Raw genomic sequence first — 15,991 nt, forward strand, 5'->3', positions numbered from 1 at the left:
AGCAAGCCCGCTCCCACAAGGTCCGCGACATGTCCCAACAAATCTCCTTACAATCCCCTCTTTGTTAGCTGCCTAAGCAAGGATTCTCATGCAAGCCGCCAACCCGCGTCGCGGGTACATTCTAGGCCTGAGTGCCTACATCATCTGGGGATTGTTCCCGCTCTACTTCAAAGCCATCGCCAGCGTGCCCGCCGTGGAGATCATCATCCACCGAGTGCTGTGGTCCGCGCTGTTTGGCACGTTGTTGCTGCTCGTCTGGAAGCATCCCGGCTGGTGGCGCGAACTGCGTGAGAACCCGCGACGGCTGGCAGTCCTGGCGCTGAGTGGGACGCTGATCGCGGCCAACTGGCTGACCTACGTCTGGTCGGTGAACAACGGGCGCATGCTCGAAGCAAGCCTCGGTTACTACATCAACCCGCTGGTAAACGTGCTGTTGGGGATGCTGATCCTCGGCGAACGGCTGCGGCGCATGCAATGGATCGCGGTGGGCCTGGCGGCGGTCGGTGTCGCGCAGCAAGTGTGGCAGGTCGGCAGTCTGCCGTGGGTGTCGCTGGTGCTGGCATTGACCTTCGGCTTCTACGGCCTGATCCGCAAGCAGGCACCGGTCAAGGCGCTGCCGGGGCTGGTGGTGGAAACCTGGATGCTGGTGCCGATTGCGCTCGCCTGGTTGCTTTTCAACCCGACGGCGACCAGCGCGCAAGCCGCATTCTGGACCAGCTCCGAAGCCTGGTGGCTGGTAGCCGCCGGTCCGGTGACGCTGGTGCCGCTGGTGTGTTTCAACGCTGCCGCCCGGCACTTGCCCTACACAACCCTCGGATTTCTCCAGTACCTGGCGCCGACGCTGGTGTTGTTGCAAGCCGTTCTGCTGTTTGGTGAACACTTGTCGTCAAGCACGCTGGTGGCGTTCATCTTTATCTGGGCAGGTCTGGCGGTTTACAGCGTCGACGCGTGGATAAGTCTGCGTCGTCGCAGCTGATCAAAAAACATACAATTCTCTACAGGCCACGTGTCACGTGGCCTGCATCCATCCTTCCCAAGGTTATCCACAGCGTGATCCCCGGCGTTTGTGCGCAAGTCACTGAAACTGCTGGTTTTTTGATCAGATCCTGAAGAGCCCCGGCCGGCGTGGGCTGGCGGGGTGTCTCTACAGGTTATCCACAGGCAGGTGCACGTATAACTTGGATAACCTGCTCAAGGTTCGCTGCGCAGCACCAATTCGACCATCAGATCGTCCGCCAGGGTTTCCAGGCGCGATTGCAGCACCTCTAAAGACAACGTCAGGGGCACCGCAAGAATTGCCTCGGCATGGAACAGTGGCTCGCTGCTCATCGGCGCCGGACGCACTTCGGTCACCAGCCGCTCCAGACTCACCCCCTGCTCACTCAGCAGACGCGTAATGTCGCGCACAATGCCCGGACGATCATTGCCCACCAGTTCCATGGCAATCGGCTTCCAGGTGCAGGATTGTTCGATGCTGCTTTCGGCGATCATCACGCGGATGCCCTGGGTCGACAAACCCTGCAGGGCGTCTACCAGTTCATCATAAGCCTCCGCTGGCACACCCACCCGAAGAATCCCGGCAAACTGCCCGGCCATGCGCGACATGCGGCTCTCCAGCCAGTTGCCGCCGTGCTCGGCAATGCATTGGGCAATGCGCTCGACCTGCCCGGGCTTGTCCGGGGCGAATACCGTGAGTACGAGATGGTCCATGGCGCAGCCCTCTTGTCATGACTTTTGTTATGGAAAGGCAAGTATAGGCAAGAGGCTGGTTGTGGCGAGGGGGCTTGCCCCCGTTGGTTCGCGAAGCGGCCCCTTGAGTTTCTCCAGCGTATTCGCATCAGGCGATCTACGACTGCTTCGCAGCCGAACGGGGGCAAGCCCCCTCGCCACAAAAGCCCCATCTCCATAGCAGGGCATCGAAGATCATGTGTACAAGTTTTTATATTTAACTGGAACAATCCAATAGTTTTTTGAGAACATCCCGTGCCCCGACGTGACTGCAATGCGTCATGGGGTCGCAGAACGACGTAATTAGTCTAATTTTCACAACCGCAATTCATCATGTAGTATGCCGCAGCGCGCACTACATAACGTTGGATCGATGTCTGCCGCAGGCACACTCGCAACCCGGAAAGCCCCGTCAGCAAGGCCGCAATGCCGTTGATCGGATCGAACCCAGCCGCCAGCAATGGCATGTACTGGTAGAAGGGTTTGTGGTTTAAATGGCCAGAGGCTTCATTGTTAAATTGAAGAGCTGAAAAGCGAAATAGCTGAGCAGAGTGAGGCAAGCAATGACTGAACACGTTCAAGTCGGTGGCCTGCAGGTCGCCAAAGTCCTGTTCGACTTCGTGAACAACGAAGCCATTCCCGGTACCGGCCTCACCGCCGACACGTTCTGGGCCGGTGCCGACAAGGTCATCCATGACCTGGCACCGAAGAACAAAGCCCTACTCGCCAAACGCGATGATTTCCAGGCACGCATCGATGCCTGGCACCAGGCTCGTGCAGGTGTTGCGCACGATGCGGTGGCCTACAAAGCCTTCCTGCAAGACATCGGTTATCTGCTGCCAGAAGCGGCCGATTTCCAGGCAACGACACAAAACGTCGATGACGAAATCGCCCGCATGGCCGGTCCACAGTTGGTGGTGCCGGTGATGAACGCCCGTTTCGCGCTCAACGCCTCGAACGCCCGCTGGGGTTCGCTGTACGACGCGCTCTACGGCACTGACGCCATCAGCGAAGCGGACGGCGCGGAAAAAGGCAAAGGCTACAACAAGGTACGTGGCGACAAGGTCATCGCCTTCGCCCGCGCCTTCCTCGACGAAGCCGCGCCACTGGCCGCTGGCTCCCACGTCGACTCCACCGGCTACAAAATCGTAGACGGCAAACTGGTGGTCGCCCTCAAAGGTGGCAGCAACACCGGCCTGCACAACGATGCTCAACTGATCGGTTTCCACGGCGATGCGGCGGCTCCGACCGCGATCCTGCTGAAGAACAACGGCCTGCACTTCGAAATTCAGATCGATGCCAGCACCCCGGTCGGCCAAACCGATGCCGCCGGTGTCAAAGACATCCTGATGGAAGCCGCGTTGACCACCATCATGGACTGCGAAGACTCGGTTGCCGCGGTCGATGCCGATGACAAAGTGGTGATCTACCGCAATTGGCTCGGCCTGATGAAGGGCGATCTGTCGGAAGAAGTCTCAAAGGGCGGTCAGACCTTTACCCGCACCATGAACGCCGACCGCACCTACACCGCCCTCGACGGTAGCGAACTGAGCCTGCACGGTCGCTCGCTGTTGTTCGTGCGCAACGTCGGTCACCTGATGACCATCGACGCGATCCTCGACAAAGACGGCAACGAAGTGCCGGAAGGCATTCTCGACGGTCTGGTGACTTGCCTCGCGGCGATCCACAGCCTCAATGGCAACAGCTCGCGCAAGAACAGCCGCACCGGCTCGGTCTACATCGTGAAGCCGAAGATGCACGGCCCGGAGGAAGCCGCGTTCACCAACGAGCTGTTCGGTCGCATCGAAGACGTCCTCGGCCTGCCGCGCAATACGCTGAAAGTCGGGATCATGGACGAGGAGCGCCGTACCACGGTCAACCTCAAGGCCTGCATCAAGGCTGCCAGCGAGCGCGTAGTGTTCATCAACACCGGTTTCCTCGACCGCACGGGCGATGAAATCCACACCTCCATGGAAGCCGGCCCGATGGTGCGCAAGGCCGACATGAAGGCCGAGAAGTGGATCAGTGCCTACGAGAACTGGAACGTCGACATCGGTTTGAGCACCGGCCTGCAAGGTCGCGCCCAGATCGGTAAAGGCATGTGGGCCATGCCCGATCTGATGGCGGCGATGCTCGAACAAAAAATCGCTCACCCATTGGCCGGTGCCAACACCGCCTGGGTTCCATCGCCGACCGCTGCTGCGCTGCACGCGTTGCATTACCACAAGGTCGACGTGTTCGCCCGTCAGGCCGAACTGGCCAAACGTGCGCGTGCTTCGCTGGACGACATCCTGACTATCCCGTTGGCCGTCAACCCGAGCTGGACCGCGGAACAGATCAAGAACGAACTGGACAACAACGCCCAGGGCATCCTTGGTTACGTGGTGCGCTGGATCGACCAGGGCGTAGGTTGCTCGAAAGTGCCGGACATCAACGACATCGGCCTGATGGAAGACCGTGCGACGCTGCGTATTTCCAGCCAGCACATCGCCAACTGGCTGCGCCACGGCATCGTCACTGAAGATCAAGTGATGGAAAGCCTCAAGCGCATGGCGCCAGTGGTTGACCGCCAAAACGCCAACGATCCGCTGTACCGCCCGCTGGCACCGAACTTCGACAGCAACATCGCCTTCCAGGCGGCGGTCGAACTGGTGGTTGAAGGCACTAAACAGCCGAACGGCTACACCGAGCCGGTTCTGCATCGTCGTCGTCGCGAGTTCAAGGCTGCCAACGGCCTTTGAGTAAACGCTGACACCGGACGTGAAAAAGCCCTGATCGAGAGATCAGGGCTTTTTCATTTACGCTGTCTCTTCCTGAAATAGGTTCACACCTGTTTCAGGACTAGACATGCAATTCCTGTGGTGAGGGGGCTTGCCCCCGTTGGGTTGCGAAGCAGCCCCATACATTCTTTCGTACACCGCATCGGCAGAATCTACGACTGCTGCGCAGCCGAACGGGGGCAAGCCCCCTCGCCACAAAAGCTGCCAACCTGGAAGTCCGCGCTACACATCCATCCCCAGCTCATGCTTGACCAACTCAAGCAATTTTTCGCTATTGATGGGCTTGAGCAAAAAGTCCACGACGTGCAAATGCATGGCTTCGATCGCATCCTTCACGTCGGCATCGCCGGAAACGATGATGATCGGCAACGCCGCGCGTGGCGATTCCCGCACCAGACGGATCAGTTCCAGGCCATCGACGTGCCCCATCCGCAGATCGGTAATCACCAGGCCGATCGATGGTTTGGTCTCAAGCAATTTGAGCGCCGTTTCGCCGCTGGCCGCCGTCATGCAGTGAATGCCATCCAGACCCAGAATTTCCGACAGCAACTCCCTGGCATCCTTATCGTCATCGACGATAAGTACCCGCTGCGGCGGCAAGTCAGGTTCCAACATGACGGCACTGAGCGCTTCGCGCTCGGCATCACTCAAAATATCGTGGTCGGACATAGCGTTCTCAACATTTTCGATTCGATCCCTGACACAGTGGTCTGACATCGCTCAGAAGAGCTTCAATGTGCACTTCGTCGGAAACTTTTCCAATAGACAATGTAGGAGGCTTTTCCCACAGTTGTGTCAGACATTTCCCATATTTTGGCCGCTGAACTGCCTACCTAGACTTACGTCCAATGGGCACCCTGCCCGCAGGGGTCGACCATGCCTGGAACGATCTGAAACAACGATCCGACACAACAATCAGAAAAAGACTGCGGTAATGGTTATGAGTAAAGCGGACGCCTTCACCCAGGCAGGGAAAACCGCGGTATTGCAGAACATCCAGGGCACTTTGCAATTCCTCCAGCGTTTCCCGCCGTTCAATCAGATGGAAAACGCCCACCTGGTCTATCTGGTGGAACAATGCCAGCTGCGTTTTTATGCCCCCGGCGAGAGCATCATCAAACCCGCCGATGGCCCCGTTGAACATTTCTACATCGTCAAACAGGGCCGGGTCGTCGGCGAGCGACCGCATACGGCCAAGGGCGGCACCGAAACAACCTTCGAAATCACCACCGGCGAGTGCTTTCCCCTCGCCGCGCTGCTGGGCGAGCGTGCCACCCGCACCGAACATCTGGCGGCCGAAGATACCTTTTGCCTACAGCTGAACAAGTTGGCGTTCATCAAACTGTTCGCTCTTTCCAGCCCGTTTCGCGACTTTGCCCTACGCGGTGTCAGCAGTTTGCTGGATCAGGTCAATCAGCAAGTCCAGCAAAAAGCCGTGGAAACCCTAGGCACCCAGTATTCGCTCAATACCCGGCTCGGCGAATTGGCCATGCGGCACCCGGTGACCTGCAGCCCGATCACACCCCTGCGTGAAGCGGTGACGCTGATGCACGATCAGCAAGTCGGCAGCATTGTGGTGGTCAATGAGCAAAAGGCGCCGCTGGGCATTTTCACCCTGCGCGACTTGCGGCATGTGGTGGCCAACGGCACCAGCGATTTCAATGAATCCATCGAGCGGCACATGACCCCGGCGCCGTTTTACCTGACGCCGGATCACAGCGCCTTCGACGCAGCGATCGCCATGACCGAGCGACACATCGCCCACGTCTGTCTGGTCAAGGATCAGCGCTTGTGCGGTGTGGTCTCGGAACGCGACCTGTTTTCCCTGCAAAGGGTCGATCTGGTGCACCTGGCGCGGACCATTCGCAGTGCCCAACGGGTGGAAAACCTGGTGGCGATGCGCGGCGAAATCGGCCAGTTGGTCGAGCGGATGCTGGCCCATGGCGCGTCCTCGACGCAGATCACCCATATCATCACCCTGCTCAACGACCACACCGTGTGCCGGGTGATCGAACTGGTGCTCGCAGAGAAAGGTGACCCTGGCGTGCCGTTCAGTTGGCTGTGTTTCGGCAGCGAAGGCCGCCGCGAGCAAACGCTGTACACCGATCAGGACAACGGCATTCTGTTCGAAGCCCGCGATGCGGCTCACGCCGCCGAGATCCGCGGCAAGCTGTTGCCCATCGCCCAGCAGATCAATCAGAACCTGGCGCTGTGCGGCTTCACCCTGTGCAAAGGCAACATCATGGCCGGCAACCCCGAGCTGTGTTTGTCCCGAGTCGAATGGGCGCGACGCTTTGCGGCGTTTATCCGCGAGGCGACCCCGGAAAACCTGCTGGGATCGAGCATCTACTTCGACCTGCGCGTGGTCTGGGGCGATGAGCGGGGCTGCGAACAACTGCGCCGGGGCATTCTCGATCAGGTCGGCGACAACCGGTTGTTCCAGCGCATGATGGCCGAGAACGCCCTGCGCAACCGTCCGCCCGTGGGGCGTTTCCGTGAATTCGTGCTGGCGCGCAAGAATGGCGAGAAAGCCACCCTCGACCTGAAACTCCAGGGCCTGACGCCATTCGTCGACGGCGCGCGAGTGCTGGCCCTGGCCCACGGCATCGACGCCAACAATACCCTGGAGCGCTTTCGCCAACTGGTGGAAAAAGAAGTCATCGAACAGCTGGACGGCGCGGCCTATGAAGAGGCGTATCACTTCATCCAGCAAACCCGCATGCAGCAACATCAGCTACAGACCCGAGAGAACTTGCCCTACTCCAACCGCGTCGATCCCGACAGCCTCAATCATCTGGACCGACGCATCCTGCGAGAATCCCTGCGCCAGGCCCAACGCCTGCAAAGCAGCCTGACCCTGCGGTATCAGCTATGAGCCTGTTTTCATGGCTGCGCCCGGCCAGTCCCGTTTTGCCCGGCGAACTGCAACAACGTCTGGAACGCTTGCCGGTCGTGGCAGAGCTGAGTGACTGCAGCCTGCGGGAGCAACGCTGGGTGGTGCTCGACCTGGAAACCACCGGACTGAACCTGAATAAGGATCGGCTGCTGTCCATCGGTGCCGTGGTGATCGAGGACGGAGCGATCGACTTCAGCCAGCAGTTCGAGCGCACGCTGCAATGCAGCGAACTCAAACTCGGCCCCAGCGTGTTGATTCACGGTCTGGGCCCGAGCGCCATTGCCGCCGGTAGCGACCCGGCGCAGGCCTTGCTCGAGTTCATGGAGTTTGTCGGCGACAGTCCGGTGCTGGCCTTTCATGCGCCGTTCGACCAGCACATGCTCGGGCGCGCGCTGAAAGAACATCTGGGTTACAAGTTGCAGCATCCCTTTCTGGATGTGGCAGACATCGCCCCGCTGCTTTGCCCCCAGGCGCATTTTCGCGAGGCTGGGCTGGACGAGTGGATCGACTGGTTCAAACTGGAGGTCTTCGAACGGCATAACGCCAGCGCCGATGCCTTGGCGACGGCGGAACTGATGCTGATTCTGTTCAGCCGGGCGCGACAGCAACAGATCCACAGCCCGTTGAACCTGCAGCAGCGGCTGAGTCAGTGGAAGCGGCGGCGGCAAGCGCCTTCATTTTAGATCTGTGGTGTCTGTTATGGGGTCTTCGCGGGCAAGCCTCGGTCCTACAGATGTTGTGATCGGCGGACGACACAAGACCTGTTGGAACGAGCTTGAGCTCAGCGCTATGCTCCCGACACTGCCCATGATCGAGATGCCGCCATGTCCGCCCCCAGCATGACCTTGTTCCACAACCCCGCCTCGCCCTTTGTTCGCAAAGTCATGGTGCTGCTGCACGAGACCGGCCAAACGAACCGCGTGGCGCTGCAAGCCTGCCAGCTCACGCCGGTCAGCCCGGATCCGGCTCTCAACAAAGACAACCCGCTGGGCAAGATTCCGGCGCTGCGCCTGGCGGACGGCAATGTGTTGTACGACAGCCGGGTGATCCTCGATTACCTCGATCACCAGCACGTCGGCAATCCGCTGATTCCTCGTGAAGGCTCGGCGCGCTGGCGGCGCTTGACCCTGGCTTCTCTGGCGGACGGGATCATGGATGCCGCCGTGATGATTCGCTATGAAGTGGCCCTGCGCCCGCCGGAAAAACACTGGGACGCCTGGCTCGACAGTCAGCGCGACAAGATTCGTCGCGCCCTGGCGCTGCTGGAGGCCGACGCGATTGCCGAGCTGACCAGCCATTTCGATGTGGCGGCAATCAGTGTGGCCTGTGCCTTGGGTTATCTGGATTTGCGCCATCCGGATCTGGAATGGCGCAAAGAGAATCCAAAGTTGGCAGCGTGGTATTTCGAAGTGAGTCAGCGGCCTTCGATGATTGCGACGATGCCCAAGGCTTAGATTCTCGCTGGCGGTACCGGCCTCTTCGCGAGCAAGCCCGCTCCCACAGGGGACTTGTGTTGTTCACTCCATATTTGTAACAACACAGAGCCAATGTGGGAGCGGGCTTGCTCGCGAATGCACCACACCGAATCCAACGGAAACAACCCGGCAATCCGCGTCGCCAACGCCTCGCCCATCCGCTGATCTTCGCGCAACCCCACCCACCGGCTCATTCCACGGCGCCTATATCAAAGGCCAAAGGCTTCGCGGTTTTCTGCCCGATCCCATACCAGTCCAGCTTGCGGGTCAGCACCATGAACACACCCAGCAGACCGAACAACAGCAGCGAGCCCATCAACAGCGCGTAATCCTCGGCGCTCAACAAGCCGTAAAGCAGCCCGTACAACGCCGCCAACCCCGCCGAAAAGCTCAAGCCGTGACGCACGCTGCGCAGCACATGGCAGACATAGAAACCGATCAACGCCACACAGCCACTCGCTGACAACAGATACGCCAGGGCAAAACCGATGTGTTCGGACAGCGACAACAGCAACAGGTAGAAGAACGCCAGCGCGACACCCACCAAGGCGTACTGCACCGGGTGTACCGCCAGGCTTTTCAGCACTTCGAAGAGGAAGAAACCGGCGAAGGTCAGGACGATAAACAACAGCGCATATTTGATCGCCCGGTCGCTTTTCAGGTATTGGTCCACCGGGTCGATGAAACTCACGCCGAAGCTGCGACCGTTGAACGCCTCGCAATGACCACCCGACACGCAACTGTTCAACGCCTCTTGCAGGTTGGTGGAGAAAAACGAGGTCTGCCAATTGGCCGTGAAGCCCTGATCGGTGATTTCACGCTGGGCCGGCAGGTAATTGCCGATGAAGCTGGGGTGAGGCCAATTGGCGGCCAGTGAAACCTTGCTGGTCTTGCCCACCGGGAGAACCTGCAACTGGCCGGTGCCTTGCAGACGCAAGTCGAAACCGAAGGCCAGCTCCGTGGCCTGTTGGGTGTCCAGTACTGGTAGCGTCACGTGCACACCTTCGCCCAACCAGCCCACTTGGCTGCCCGGTACAAAATCCAGCTTCTGCCCATTGAGTTCGAGTTTCAGGGCATTCTCGATGCCGCGAATGTCGCTGATGCCGACAGCCAGGAACGGCTGATCGAAGCGGTAATCAGCAAAGTCTTCCTTGATGCCCAGTTGCGCCGGGACCAAGAAATGCCCGCTGATGCGGTTATCGGCATGGAACAGCCGCGCCTCGTAGATACCCCGGGCGCGCAGTTCGGTCTGGACCTGGCCGTCGAGTTCAAAGCGCTCCGGCAGGAAATACAAACGCCCGCGCTCCTCGCCGACGTCCTGATAACGCTCATTGGTTTTTTCGTTGGTTTTCCAGGTGCGCACCGTTTTGCGATAAGGCACCACCATCAGCGGGCCACTCAGTTGCTGGCTATAGCTGGAGCTGCGGGCGATGTCTTCGAGCACACCGTCGCGCAGTTGCTGGCGGTCCTGGATCACGCCGTTGATCATCAGCAGCGGGATCAGCAGCAACAGAATCAGCAGGGCAATCGCCCCGAGTTTTAGGGTAAGGCTTCGGTTCATGGGGACTCTCCCTGTTTGGATGGGGAGAGTCTGGAGTCGGTATGTGGGAGATTTATGGGGGGAATGTGGAGATTTTGTGGAGACTGGGCCGGCCTCTTCGCGAGCAGGCTCGCGATGGCCGCGACTCGGTTCTAAGGCAAGCGCAACATGACCTCTACACCGCCGTCGACATTACCAATGCTCATCACACCGCCATGCAGCTTGACCACTTCCTCAACGAAGTTAAGGCCTAGCCCCGTACTTTTGCGCCCACTGTCCGGACGCGGCAGCGAGTAGAAACGCTCGCTCAAACGCGGCAGCGCATAGTCGGGAATCGCCTCGGCCTGGTTGAACAGCCTGAACTCAATCTGCTCACCGACTCGTTCGGCACAAAATCGCAGCACGCCATGCGCTGGGGTGAAGTCCAGGGCATTCTCCAGCAGATTGCCCAGCGCCTGGCGCAATAGAAACGGCTCGCCAAGCAGATTCAGATCCGCTGCAATTTGCCGTTCCACACGCAACTGCTTGCTTTCGATTCGTGCAGCCTGGGCGCTCAACAGTTCTTCCACCAAGTCCGCCAGCGGCACCGCCACCCGCTCCTCCAATCCTTGGCGTTGTTCGACCTGCGCCAGGTTCAGCAGTCGTTCGATCAACTGCTGCATGCGCGCGCTTTCGCTGCCGATGTTGCTGACGAAACGCTGCTGCTGGGCCGGCGGCATCTCGCCTTGCAGCAGCTCCGCCGCGCCGCGAATCGCCGCCAGCGGGCTTTTCAATTCATGGGTCAGGGTGTGTACATAACGCTCGACATAGGCTTTGCCCTCGAGTTGGGTACGCATGTGCTCCACCGCCGTGGCCAGTTGTTCCAGTTCGCCGCCACGGTAATGCGGCACCTCGACCCGGCGGCCTTCACTGACGGCCTGGGCATAAGCCGTCAACCTTCGCAGCGCCGCGCTCAGCCACCACGACAACAGCGCACCGAACAGCAAACCGAGGCCAATCAATCCGGCGCCATAAGCCAGCAATCGCCGCTCGGTGCGATCGACGTAAGGCTGCAACGAGCTGTTGGGCTTGGCCACCGTCACCACGCCGATGATCTGACCGTTGTCACGAATCGGCGCCCCGACGTGCATTACCGATGAGTTCGAATCATCCGGATTGCTGCGCGTCGAGCGCGCGCCGTACTCGCCACGCAGGGTCAGGTAGACGTCGTTCCAGCGTGAGTAGTCCTGGCCCACCGCGATGCCGCTGGAATCCAGCACCACAATGCCCTTGGCATCGGTGACGTAAATGCGGTGGTTGACCTGATTCTTCGACAGGCCCCAGATTTTCGCCTTCGGTTGCCGCTCGCCATAAGCCTTGAGCAACTCGGGCCAGCGGTTCTGGCTGAGGGTGCCGGCCTTGAAGTCGTCGCGCAGGATCTCGGCCATCAGGTTGGCGGTGTCCACCAGGGTTTCTTCGGTGGACTGGCGCACACCGGGGCGGATTTCTTCCATCACGGTGTTGAGCACAAAGTAACCGGTCAGGCCGATGAACAGCACGTAGACCAGAAAAATCCGGATCCCCAGTGACATCAGCTGTGCCCCGGGCTGTAGCTATAGCCGAGGCCGCGATGAGTCTGGATCGGCTCGGCGTCGGCCTTCACCAGCCGCAGTTTGGCGCGCACGCTCTTGATGTGGCTGTCGATGCTGCGCTCGTAACCGGCATCGGCGGCCACCCCCAGCGCATCGAGCAATTGCTCGCGGCTGAAGACTCGCTCCGGTTGTTCCAGCAGGCATTGCAGCAATCGAAACTCATGCCGGGTCAGGCTCAGGGGCTGGTTGCGATAGCTGATCTGCACCCGTTCGCCGTCGATGCGAAACAGCGCCGATGCCACCTCCGTCACCGATCGTGGCGCCATGCGCTTGAGAATCGCCCGGACCCGCGCCGCCACTTCCCGGGGGCTGAACGGCTTGACCACGTAGTCGTCGGCGCCGATTTCCAGCCCCACCACGCGGTCGATCTCGGCGTCACGGGCGCTGAGGAACATCACCGGTACTTCGCTGAAACGCCGCAACTGCTTGCAGGTCTCAAAGCCGCTGATATCCGGCAGGCCGATGTCGAGAATGATCAGGTCGGCGGGCGTCGCGCGCTGATGTTCGAGCGCCGCCGCGCCAAGGCTCAACCAGGTGGTGGTGAAGCCCTCGCCCTGCAAGGCGAAAATCAGGGTGTCGGCAATCGCCGCTTCGTCTTCGACAATCAGGATATGAGGCATGGCGTCCGAGCCCGCTAGTTAAGTGGACGAACGGTGCCCCAAGGCTGATTCGCCGTCAATCAGCAGTCGGGTTTGTCGGCTGTAAAGCGACGCGCCGGGTTCACTGCCGCGCCGAACTCACGCAGGGCTTTGGCGCCGATCAGCAACGGGTAGTTAAAGCTGCTGCGGTCGGTGAGGTTGACCTCGACGGTGCGCTTGACGTTGCCCAGGCACAGTTCCAGATCGACCACTGGGCGTTTGGTGGGCGCGGTCACTTCCTTGTCATCGTCGTCTTCTTCGGAACGGGTCTTGATCTTGCTGATCCGCGCGACCTTGTGTTCGTAGACCTTGTTGCTCGCGCCTTTGGTGGCGAGACGGAAACGTACCCACTCGTCGCCGTCACGGGTGAAGGTTTCGATATCTTTGGCCGACAGCGACGCGGTCAGGGCGCCGGTGTCCATTTTCGCCTTGAGGACTTCGCCGCCGATTTCCGGCAGCGCGATGTATTCATAACGACCGTACAGGGTCGGCTCAGCGGCCAGAACCGGCAGGGTTACAAGGGCAAGCAGTGCAAGGAGAGATTTCACGTAAGGGGCTTCCTTGGAGAGTGGGCAGCGGAATTTTAGACCGTTGCCTGTGAATTCGTTCGTTCTTGAAATCGCTTCGCGGGCAAGCCCGCTCCCACAGGGTTTTGGGTTCACTACAAAAATGTGGTCAGCACAAAATTCCTGTGGGATCGGGCTTGCCCGCGCATAGGCCAGATCAATCACTACAACAGCCTGACGGGTTCGAATTCGCTAAAGGATACCGCCGAATAGGTGAAACATTCGTCATCACCGATTTGGCCTGCCCACCGAAGCTGCTTATCATGGCGCGCCCACACGCTTTCAAGAGTTTCCTATGCGCCGCCTGCTCACCGGCTGTCTCGTTACCCTGCTGCTGTTGCTCAACACCCTGGTCCTGTTCGGACCTTTGATGGTGTTCGCACTGCTCAAATTGCTTCTGCCCGGGCGCTTTCGCGATTACGCCTCGTGGGCGGTGATGTGGATTGCCGAAACCTGGGCCGAGATCGACAAGCTGATCTTCCGTCTATGCATTCCCACTCAATGGGACATTCGCGGCGGCGATGAGCTGCGCGGCGACACCTCGTATCTGGTGATCGGTAACCATCAATCCTGGGTCGATATCCCGGCGCTGATCCAGGCACTTAACCGGCGCACGCCGTTCTTCAAATTCTTCCTCAAGAAAGAACTGATCTGGGTGCCGTTCCTGGGCCTGGCCTGGTGGGCGTTGGACTATCCGTTCATGAAGCGCTACACCAAGGCGTTTCTGGCGAAGAACCCGGAGCTGGCCGGCAAGGACCTGGAGATCACCAAACAAGCCTGCGAGTTGTACAAGCGTCAGCCGGTGACGGTGGTCAACTACCTGGAAGGCACACGCTATACAGCAGCGAAAAGCGCCCAGCAGCAGTCACCGTTCACCCATCTACTCAAGCCCAAGGCGGGCGGCGTGGCTTTCGTGCTGGCGGCGATGGGCGAACAGCTGGACGCCATTCTCGATGTGACCGTGGTGTATCCACAACAGAAGATTCCGGGGTTCTGGGATTTGCTCAGTGGCAACGTGCCCAAGGTGATCATCGACATCCACACCCGCGAACTGGACCCGGCACTGTGGCAAGGCGATTACGAAAACGATCCGGTGTTTCGCGAAACGATCCAGAACTGGGTCAACCAGCTCTGGATCGACAAGGACCGGCGCATCAAGGAGCTACGCGCCGAGGGCTGACTCAGCTACCGGCGCCGGTGCCCCAGATCCCGCCGAGGTTTTGCAGCAGCGAACCGGCAACGCCTTGCTGACCGAGGTATTGCAGGATCACCGGAGCAAACATTCCGACCATCCCGGTGTCCATGCCCAGGGCGCTGAAGGCGTTGTTCAGGTCCTTGGTGTCCTTGACGTTACCCAGCAAGCCATCGAGCAACGCATTCTTGTCCGAACCGGCGCCAAGCAGACTACCCAATCCGGTCAGGCCACCCATGGCGCTGTTGCCGGCGATCTGAGCGAGGCCCGGCACATTTTTGCTCAGCTCGGAGAAGTCCTGGCCGCTGAGCTGGTTCTTCGCCAGCCCCAGCATCGCACCGGCACCGCCGATGGCCTGCTCCGGGGTGATGTCGAGCTGCGAGCCCAGGGTATTGAGCAAACCGGCGGCCTTGGGCGCCGCCGCCACGATGCCATCGACATCATCGGTCTCGACACCCTCGACATCTTCGTCGTCCTGCATCGATGACACCGCCTTGACCGCATCGCTGAGGCTTAACTGTGCAAAGGCCGGGCTGGCGGCCAGCGTCGTCAACGAAGCGACAGCCATGATCGATGCCAGTGCAAAACCGCGTGAAACGTTCATCCAGACATCCTCTTGTGCCGTGAAAAACCGCTCGATAACGGGAGCGGCAAAACTGCCGATTGGACCGGGTATCCGGTGGCATGTTCCTCGTCATGCATGCATTTCATCTGATCACTATTTTTAAGCGTACAGCACAAACTAAAGGGTACCCCTCCTTTGCCGGTGCCACATACTGCATTTCTAATAGCAACAAGCAATAAGACTCTTATTTCAAACCGACATAAAAAACTATCAGATATGATAGTTGGTATTCGCCCGCACTTCTCCCAAGCTTGCTTCGAAACAATGAATGGGAGCTGGCCCCTAGTCGCTAGCCCCCTTCGATTATTGAGCACTTAGGAAATATGAAAATGGCAGATAGAGAATTCGGTACCGTTAAATGGTTTAACGATGAAAAGGGCTTCGGATTCATCACACCAAAAGAAGGAGGGGAGGACCTTTTCGTGCACTTCAAAGCGATTGAGACTGACGGCTTCAAGTCGCTAAAAGAAGGCCAAACAGTATCCTACGTAAAAGAGTCTGGGCAAAAGGGCCCCCAAGCTGCACAGGTGCGCCCAGAATGAAACAAGCCCCTTCTGGTTCCTGAATTTTCGACGAGGCCCGCGCTGCCTATCGGGAGCGTGGGTTCTTTTTACGGGAGATGCAGCAATGGAGAAACAACCGATAAAACGCAATGACTCGATCATCGAAGACATCAACATTATGTCTTCAGCGTCGGCAAATCCCGAGTATATTGACTCGGACACTCATTCGATCATTTTTTGCATCAACCCAGGCGATCCACCGTTCAAGGCCGGGGAGAAAGTAACGTATGAACTAGTACAAGGTGATAATGGCCAATACTACGCAACCAACCTTAAATTAGCCGATAGTGAACAGACGGAAATACATTTATCTCTAACAGAATAACCTGCCTCATAATCTTACCTCCTCGTAAGCCA

16 protein-coding genes are annotated in these 15,991 nt (G+C 59.1%); 8 read left to right on the plus strand and 8 right to left on the minus strand.

What is annotated here, in order from left to right; genetic code table 11:
- The first annotated feature begins 88 nt into the window (after nt 1-88).
- Complete coding sequence (gene rarD, locus PSH64_RS27650; protein ID WP_105340923.1) at nt 89-976, plus strand: EamA family transporter RarD; 888 nt, start codon at nt 89-91, stop codon at nt 974-976.
- Nucleotides 977-1,191: 215 nt separating this feature from the next.
- Here rarD and PSH64_RS27655 read toward each other — a convergent pair whose 3' ends face one another.
- Nucleotides 1,192-1,710, minus strand: coding sequence for a glycine cleavage system protein R (locus PSH64_RS27655; protein WP_007936467.1), 519 nt, complete (start codon nt 1,708-1,710; stop codon nt 1,192-1,194).
- A gap of 326 nt (nt 1,711-2,036) precedes the next feature.
- Nucleotides 2,037-2,309, minus strand: a complete 273-nt coding sequence (locus PSH64_RS27660; protein ID WP_146114669.1) for a hypothetical protein — start codon at nt 2,307-2,309, stop codon at nt 2,037-2,039.
- Here PSH64_RS27660 and PSH64_RS27665 point away from each other — a divergent pair.
- Nucleotides 2,292-4,469: a malate synthase G gene (locus PSH64_RS27665; RefSeq protein WP_105340922.1), complete on the plus strand. Its 2,178-nt coding sequence runs from the start codon at nt 2,292-2,294 to the stop codon at nt 4,467-4,469. The two genes, PSH64_RS27660 and PSH64_RS27665, sit on opposite strands and share 18 nt — an antisense overlap.
- Nucleotides 4,470-4,730: 261 nt before the next feature.
- Here PSH64_RS27665 and PSH64_RS27670 read toward each other — a convergent pair whose 3' ends face one another.
- Nucleotides 4,731-5,177, minus strand: a complete 447-nt coding sequence (locus PSH64_RS27670) for a response regulator (protein ID WP_105340921.1) — start codon at nt 5,175-5,177, stop codon at nt 4,731-4,733.
- A gap of 271 nt (nt 5,178-5,448) precedes the next feature.
- On the opposite strand from PSH64_RS27670, the gene PSH64_RS27675 reads away from it, so the two are divergent.
- The 3 genes from PSH64_RS27675 to PSH64_RS27685 all read left to right on the plus strand — a co-directional run bounded on the left by PSH64_RS27675 (nt 5,449) and on the right by PSH64_RS27685 (nt 8,858).
- The gene (locus PSH64_RS27675) at nt 5,449-7,383 is read left to right on the plus strand and encodes a putative nucleotidyltransferase substrate binding domain-containing protein (RefSeq protein ID WP_305479243.1); all 1,935 of its coding nucleotides are present in this window, start codon (nt 5,449-5,451) and stop codon (nt 7,381-7,383) included.
- On the plus strand, nt 7,380-8,087 hold the full coding sequence (locus PSH64_RS27680) for a PolC-type DNA polymerase III (protein ID WP_105340919.1): 708 nt from the start codon (nt 7,380-7,382) through the stop codon (nt 8,085-8,087). Before PSH64_RS27675 ends, PSH64_RS27680 begins: the two co-directional genes overlap by 4 nt.
- 141 nt (nt 8,088-8,228) lie before the next feature.
- Complete coding sequence (locus PSH64_RS27685; protein WP_305479244.1) at nt 8,229-8,858, plus strand: glutathione S-transferase; 630 nt, start codon at nt 8,229-8,231, stop codon at nt 8,856-8,858.
- 211 nt (nt 8,859-9,069) lie between these two features.
- On the opposite strand, the gene creD is transcribed toward PSH64_RS27685, so the two are convergent.
- From creD to PSH64_RS27705, 4 genes are all read right to left on the minus strand, one after another.
- Nucleotides 9,070-10,440 carry a cell envelope integrity protein CreD gene (gene creD / locus PSH64_RS27690; protein ID WP_305479245.1) on the minus strand — a complete coding sequence of 457 codons (1,371 nt, stop codon included), beginning with the start codon at nt 10,438-10,440 and terminating at the stop codon, nt 9,070-9,072.
- 131 nt (nt 10,441-10,571) lie between these two features.
- Nucleotides 10,572-11,990: a two-component system sensor histidine kinase CreC gene (creC, locus tag PSH64_RS27695; protein WP_305479246.1), complete on the minus strand. Its 1,419-nt coding sequence runs from the start codon at nt 11,988-11,990 to the stop codon at nt 10,572-10,574.
- On the minus strand, nt 11,990-12,670 hold the full coding sequence (gene creB, locus PSH64_RS27700; protein WP_305479247.1) for a two-component system response regulator CreB: 681 nt from the start codon (nt 12,668-12,670) through the stop codon (nt 11,990-11,992). The genes creC and creB overlap by 1 nt, the downstream gene beginning before the upstream one ends.
- 59 nt (nt 12,671-12,729) lie before the next feature.
- On the minus strand, nt 12,730-13,236 hold the full coding sequence (locus PSH64_RS27705; protein ID WP_105340913.1) for an ATP-dependent zinc protease: 507 nt from the start codon (nt 13,234-13,236) through the stop codon (nt 12,730-12,732).
- Nucleotides 13,237-13,549: 313 nt separating this feature from the next.
- Here PSH64_RS27705 and PSH64_RS27710 point away from each other — a divergent pair, with 313 nt between their 5' ends.
- Nucleotides 13,550-14,434, plus strand: coding sequence for an acyltransferase (locus tag PSH64_RS27710; protein ID WP_305479248.1), 885 nt, complete (start codon nt 13,550-13,552; stop codon nt 14,432-14,434).
- 1 nt (nt 14,435) lies between these two features.
- On the opposite strand, the gene PSH64_RS27715 is transcribed toward PSH64_RS27710, so the two are convergent.
- Nucleotides 14,436-15,050: a DUF2780 domain-containing protein gene (locus PSH64_RS27715; RefSeq protein ID WP_105340911.1), complete on the minus strand. Its 615-nt coding sequence runs from the start codon at nt 15,048-15,050 to the stop codon at nt 14,436-14,438.
- A 350-nt stretch (nt 15,051-15,400) separates the two neighbouring features.
- Between PSH64_RS27715 and PSH64_RS27720 the strand changes: the two genes are divergently transcribed.
- Entirely contained in the window at nt 15,401-15,613 is a 213-nt protein-coding gene (locus PSH64_RS27720; protein WP_305479249.1) for a cold-shock protein, read from the plus strand.
- 85 nt (nt 15,614-15,698) lie between these two features.
- Nucleotides 15,699-15,959 (plus strand): hypothetical protein, encoded by a 261-nt coding sequence (locus PSH64_RS27725; RefSeq protein WP_305479250.1) that lies wholly within the window; start codon nt 15,699-15,701, stop codon nt 15,957-15,959.
- The last annotated feature ends 32 nt before the right edge of the window (nt 15,960-15,991 follow it).

It is taken from the genome of Pseudomonas sp. FP1742 (assembly GCF_030687145.1).
Lineage (GTDB): Bacteria > Pseudomonadota > Gammaproteobacteria > Pseudomonadales > Pseudomonadaceae > Aquipseudomonas > Aquipseudomonas frederiksbergensis_D.

What these genes read in the sequence shown, in the direction of transcription:
- PSH64_RS27685 (WP_305479244.1), top strand. Translation starts at nt 8,229, where the DNA reads ATGTCCGCCCCCAGCATGACCTTGTTCCACAACCCCGCCTCGCCCTTT.
- rarD (WP_105340923.1), top strand. Translation starts at nt 89, where the DNA reads ATGCAAGCCGCCAACCCGCGTCGCGGGTACATTCTAGGCCTGAGTGCC.
- creC (WP_305479246.1), bottom strand. Translation starts at nt 11,990, where the DNA reads ATGTCACTGGGGATCCGGATTTTTCTGGTCTACGTGCTGTTCATCGGC.
- PSH64_RS27655 (WP_007936467.1), bottom strand. Translation starts at nt 1,710, where the DNA reads ATGGACCATCTCGTACTCACGGTATTCGCCCCGGACAAGCCCGGGCAG.
- PSH64_RS27675 (WP_305479243.1), top strand. Translation starts at nt 5,449, where the DNA reads ATGAGTAAAGCGGACGCCTTCACCCAGGCAGGGAAAACCGCGGTATTG.
- PSH64_RS27720 (WP_305479249.1), top strand. Translation starts at nt 15,401, where the DNA reads ATGGCAGATAGAGAATTCGGTACCGTTAAATGGTTTAACGATGAAAAG.
- creB (WP_305479247.1), bottom strand. Translation starts at nt 12,670, where the DNA reads ATGCCTCATATCCTGATTGTCGAAGACGAAGCGGCGATTGCCGACACC.
- PSH64_RS27710 (WP_305479248.1), top strand. Translation starts at nt 13,550, where the DNA reads ATGCGCCGCCTGCTCACCGGCTGTCTCGTTACCCTGCTGCTGTTGCTC.
- PSH64_RS27665 (WP_105340922.1), top strand. Translation starts at nt 2,292, where the DNA reads ATGACTGAACACGTTCAAGTCGGTGGCCTGCAGGTCGCCAAAGTCCTG.
- PSH64_RS27680 (WP_105340919.1), top strand. Translation starts at nt 7,380, where the DNA reads ATGAGCCTGTTTTCATGGCTGCGCCCGGCCAGTCCCGTTTTGCCCGGC.
- PSH64_RS27670 (WP_105340921.1), bottom strand. Translation starts at nt 5,177, where the DNA reads ATGTCCGACCACGATATTTTGAGTGATGCCGAGCGCGAAGCGCTCAGT.
- PSH64_RS27715 (WP_105340911.1), bottom strand. Translation starts at nt 15,050, where the DNA reads ATGAACGTTTCACGCGGTTTTGCACTGGCATCGATCATGGCTGTCGCT.
- creD (WP_305479245.1), bottom strand. Translation starts at nt 10,440, where the DNA reads ATGAACCGAAGCCTTACCCTAAAACTCGGGGCGATTGCCCTGCTGATT.
- PSH64_RS27725 (WP_305479250.1), top strand. Translation starts at nt 15,699, where the DNA reads ATGGAGAAACAACCGATAAAACGCAATGACTCGATCATCGAAGACATC.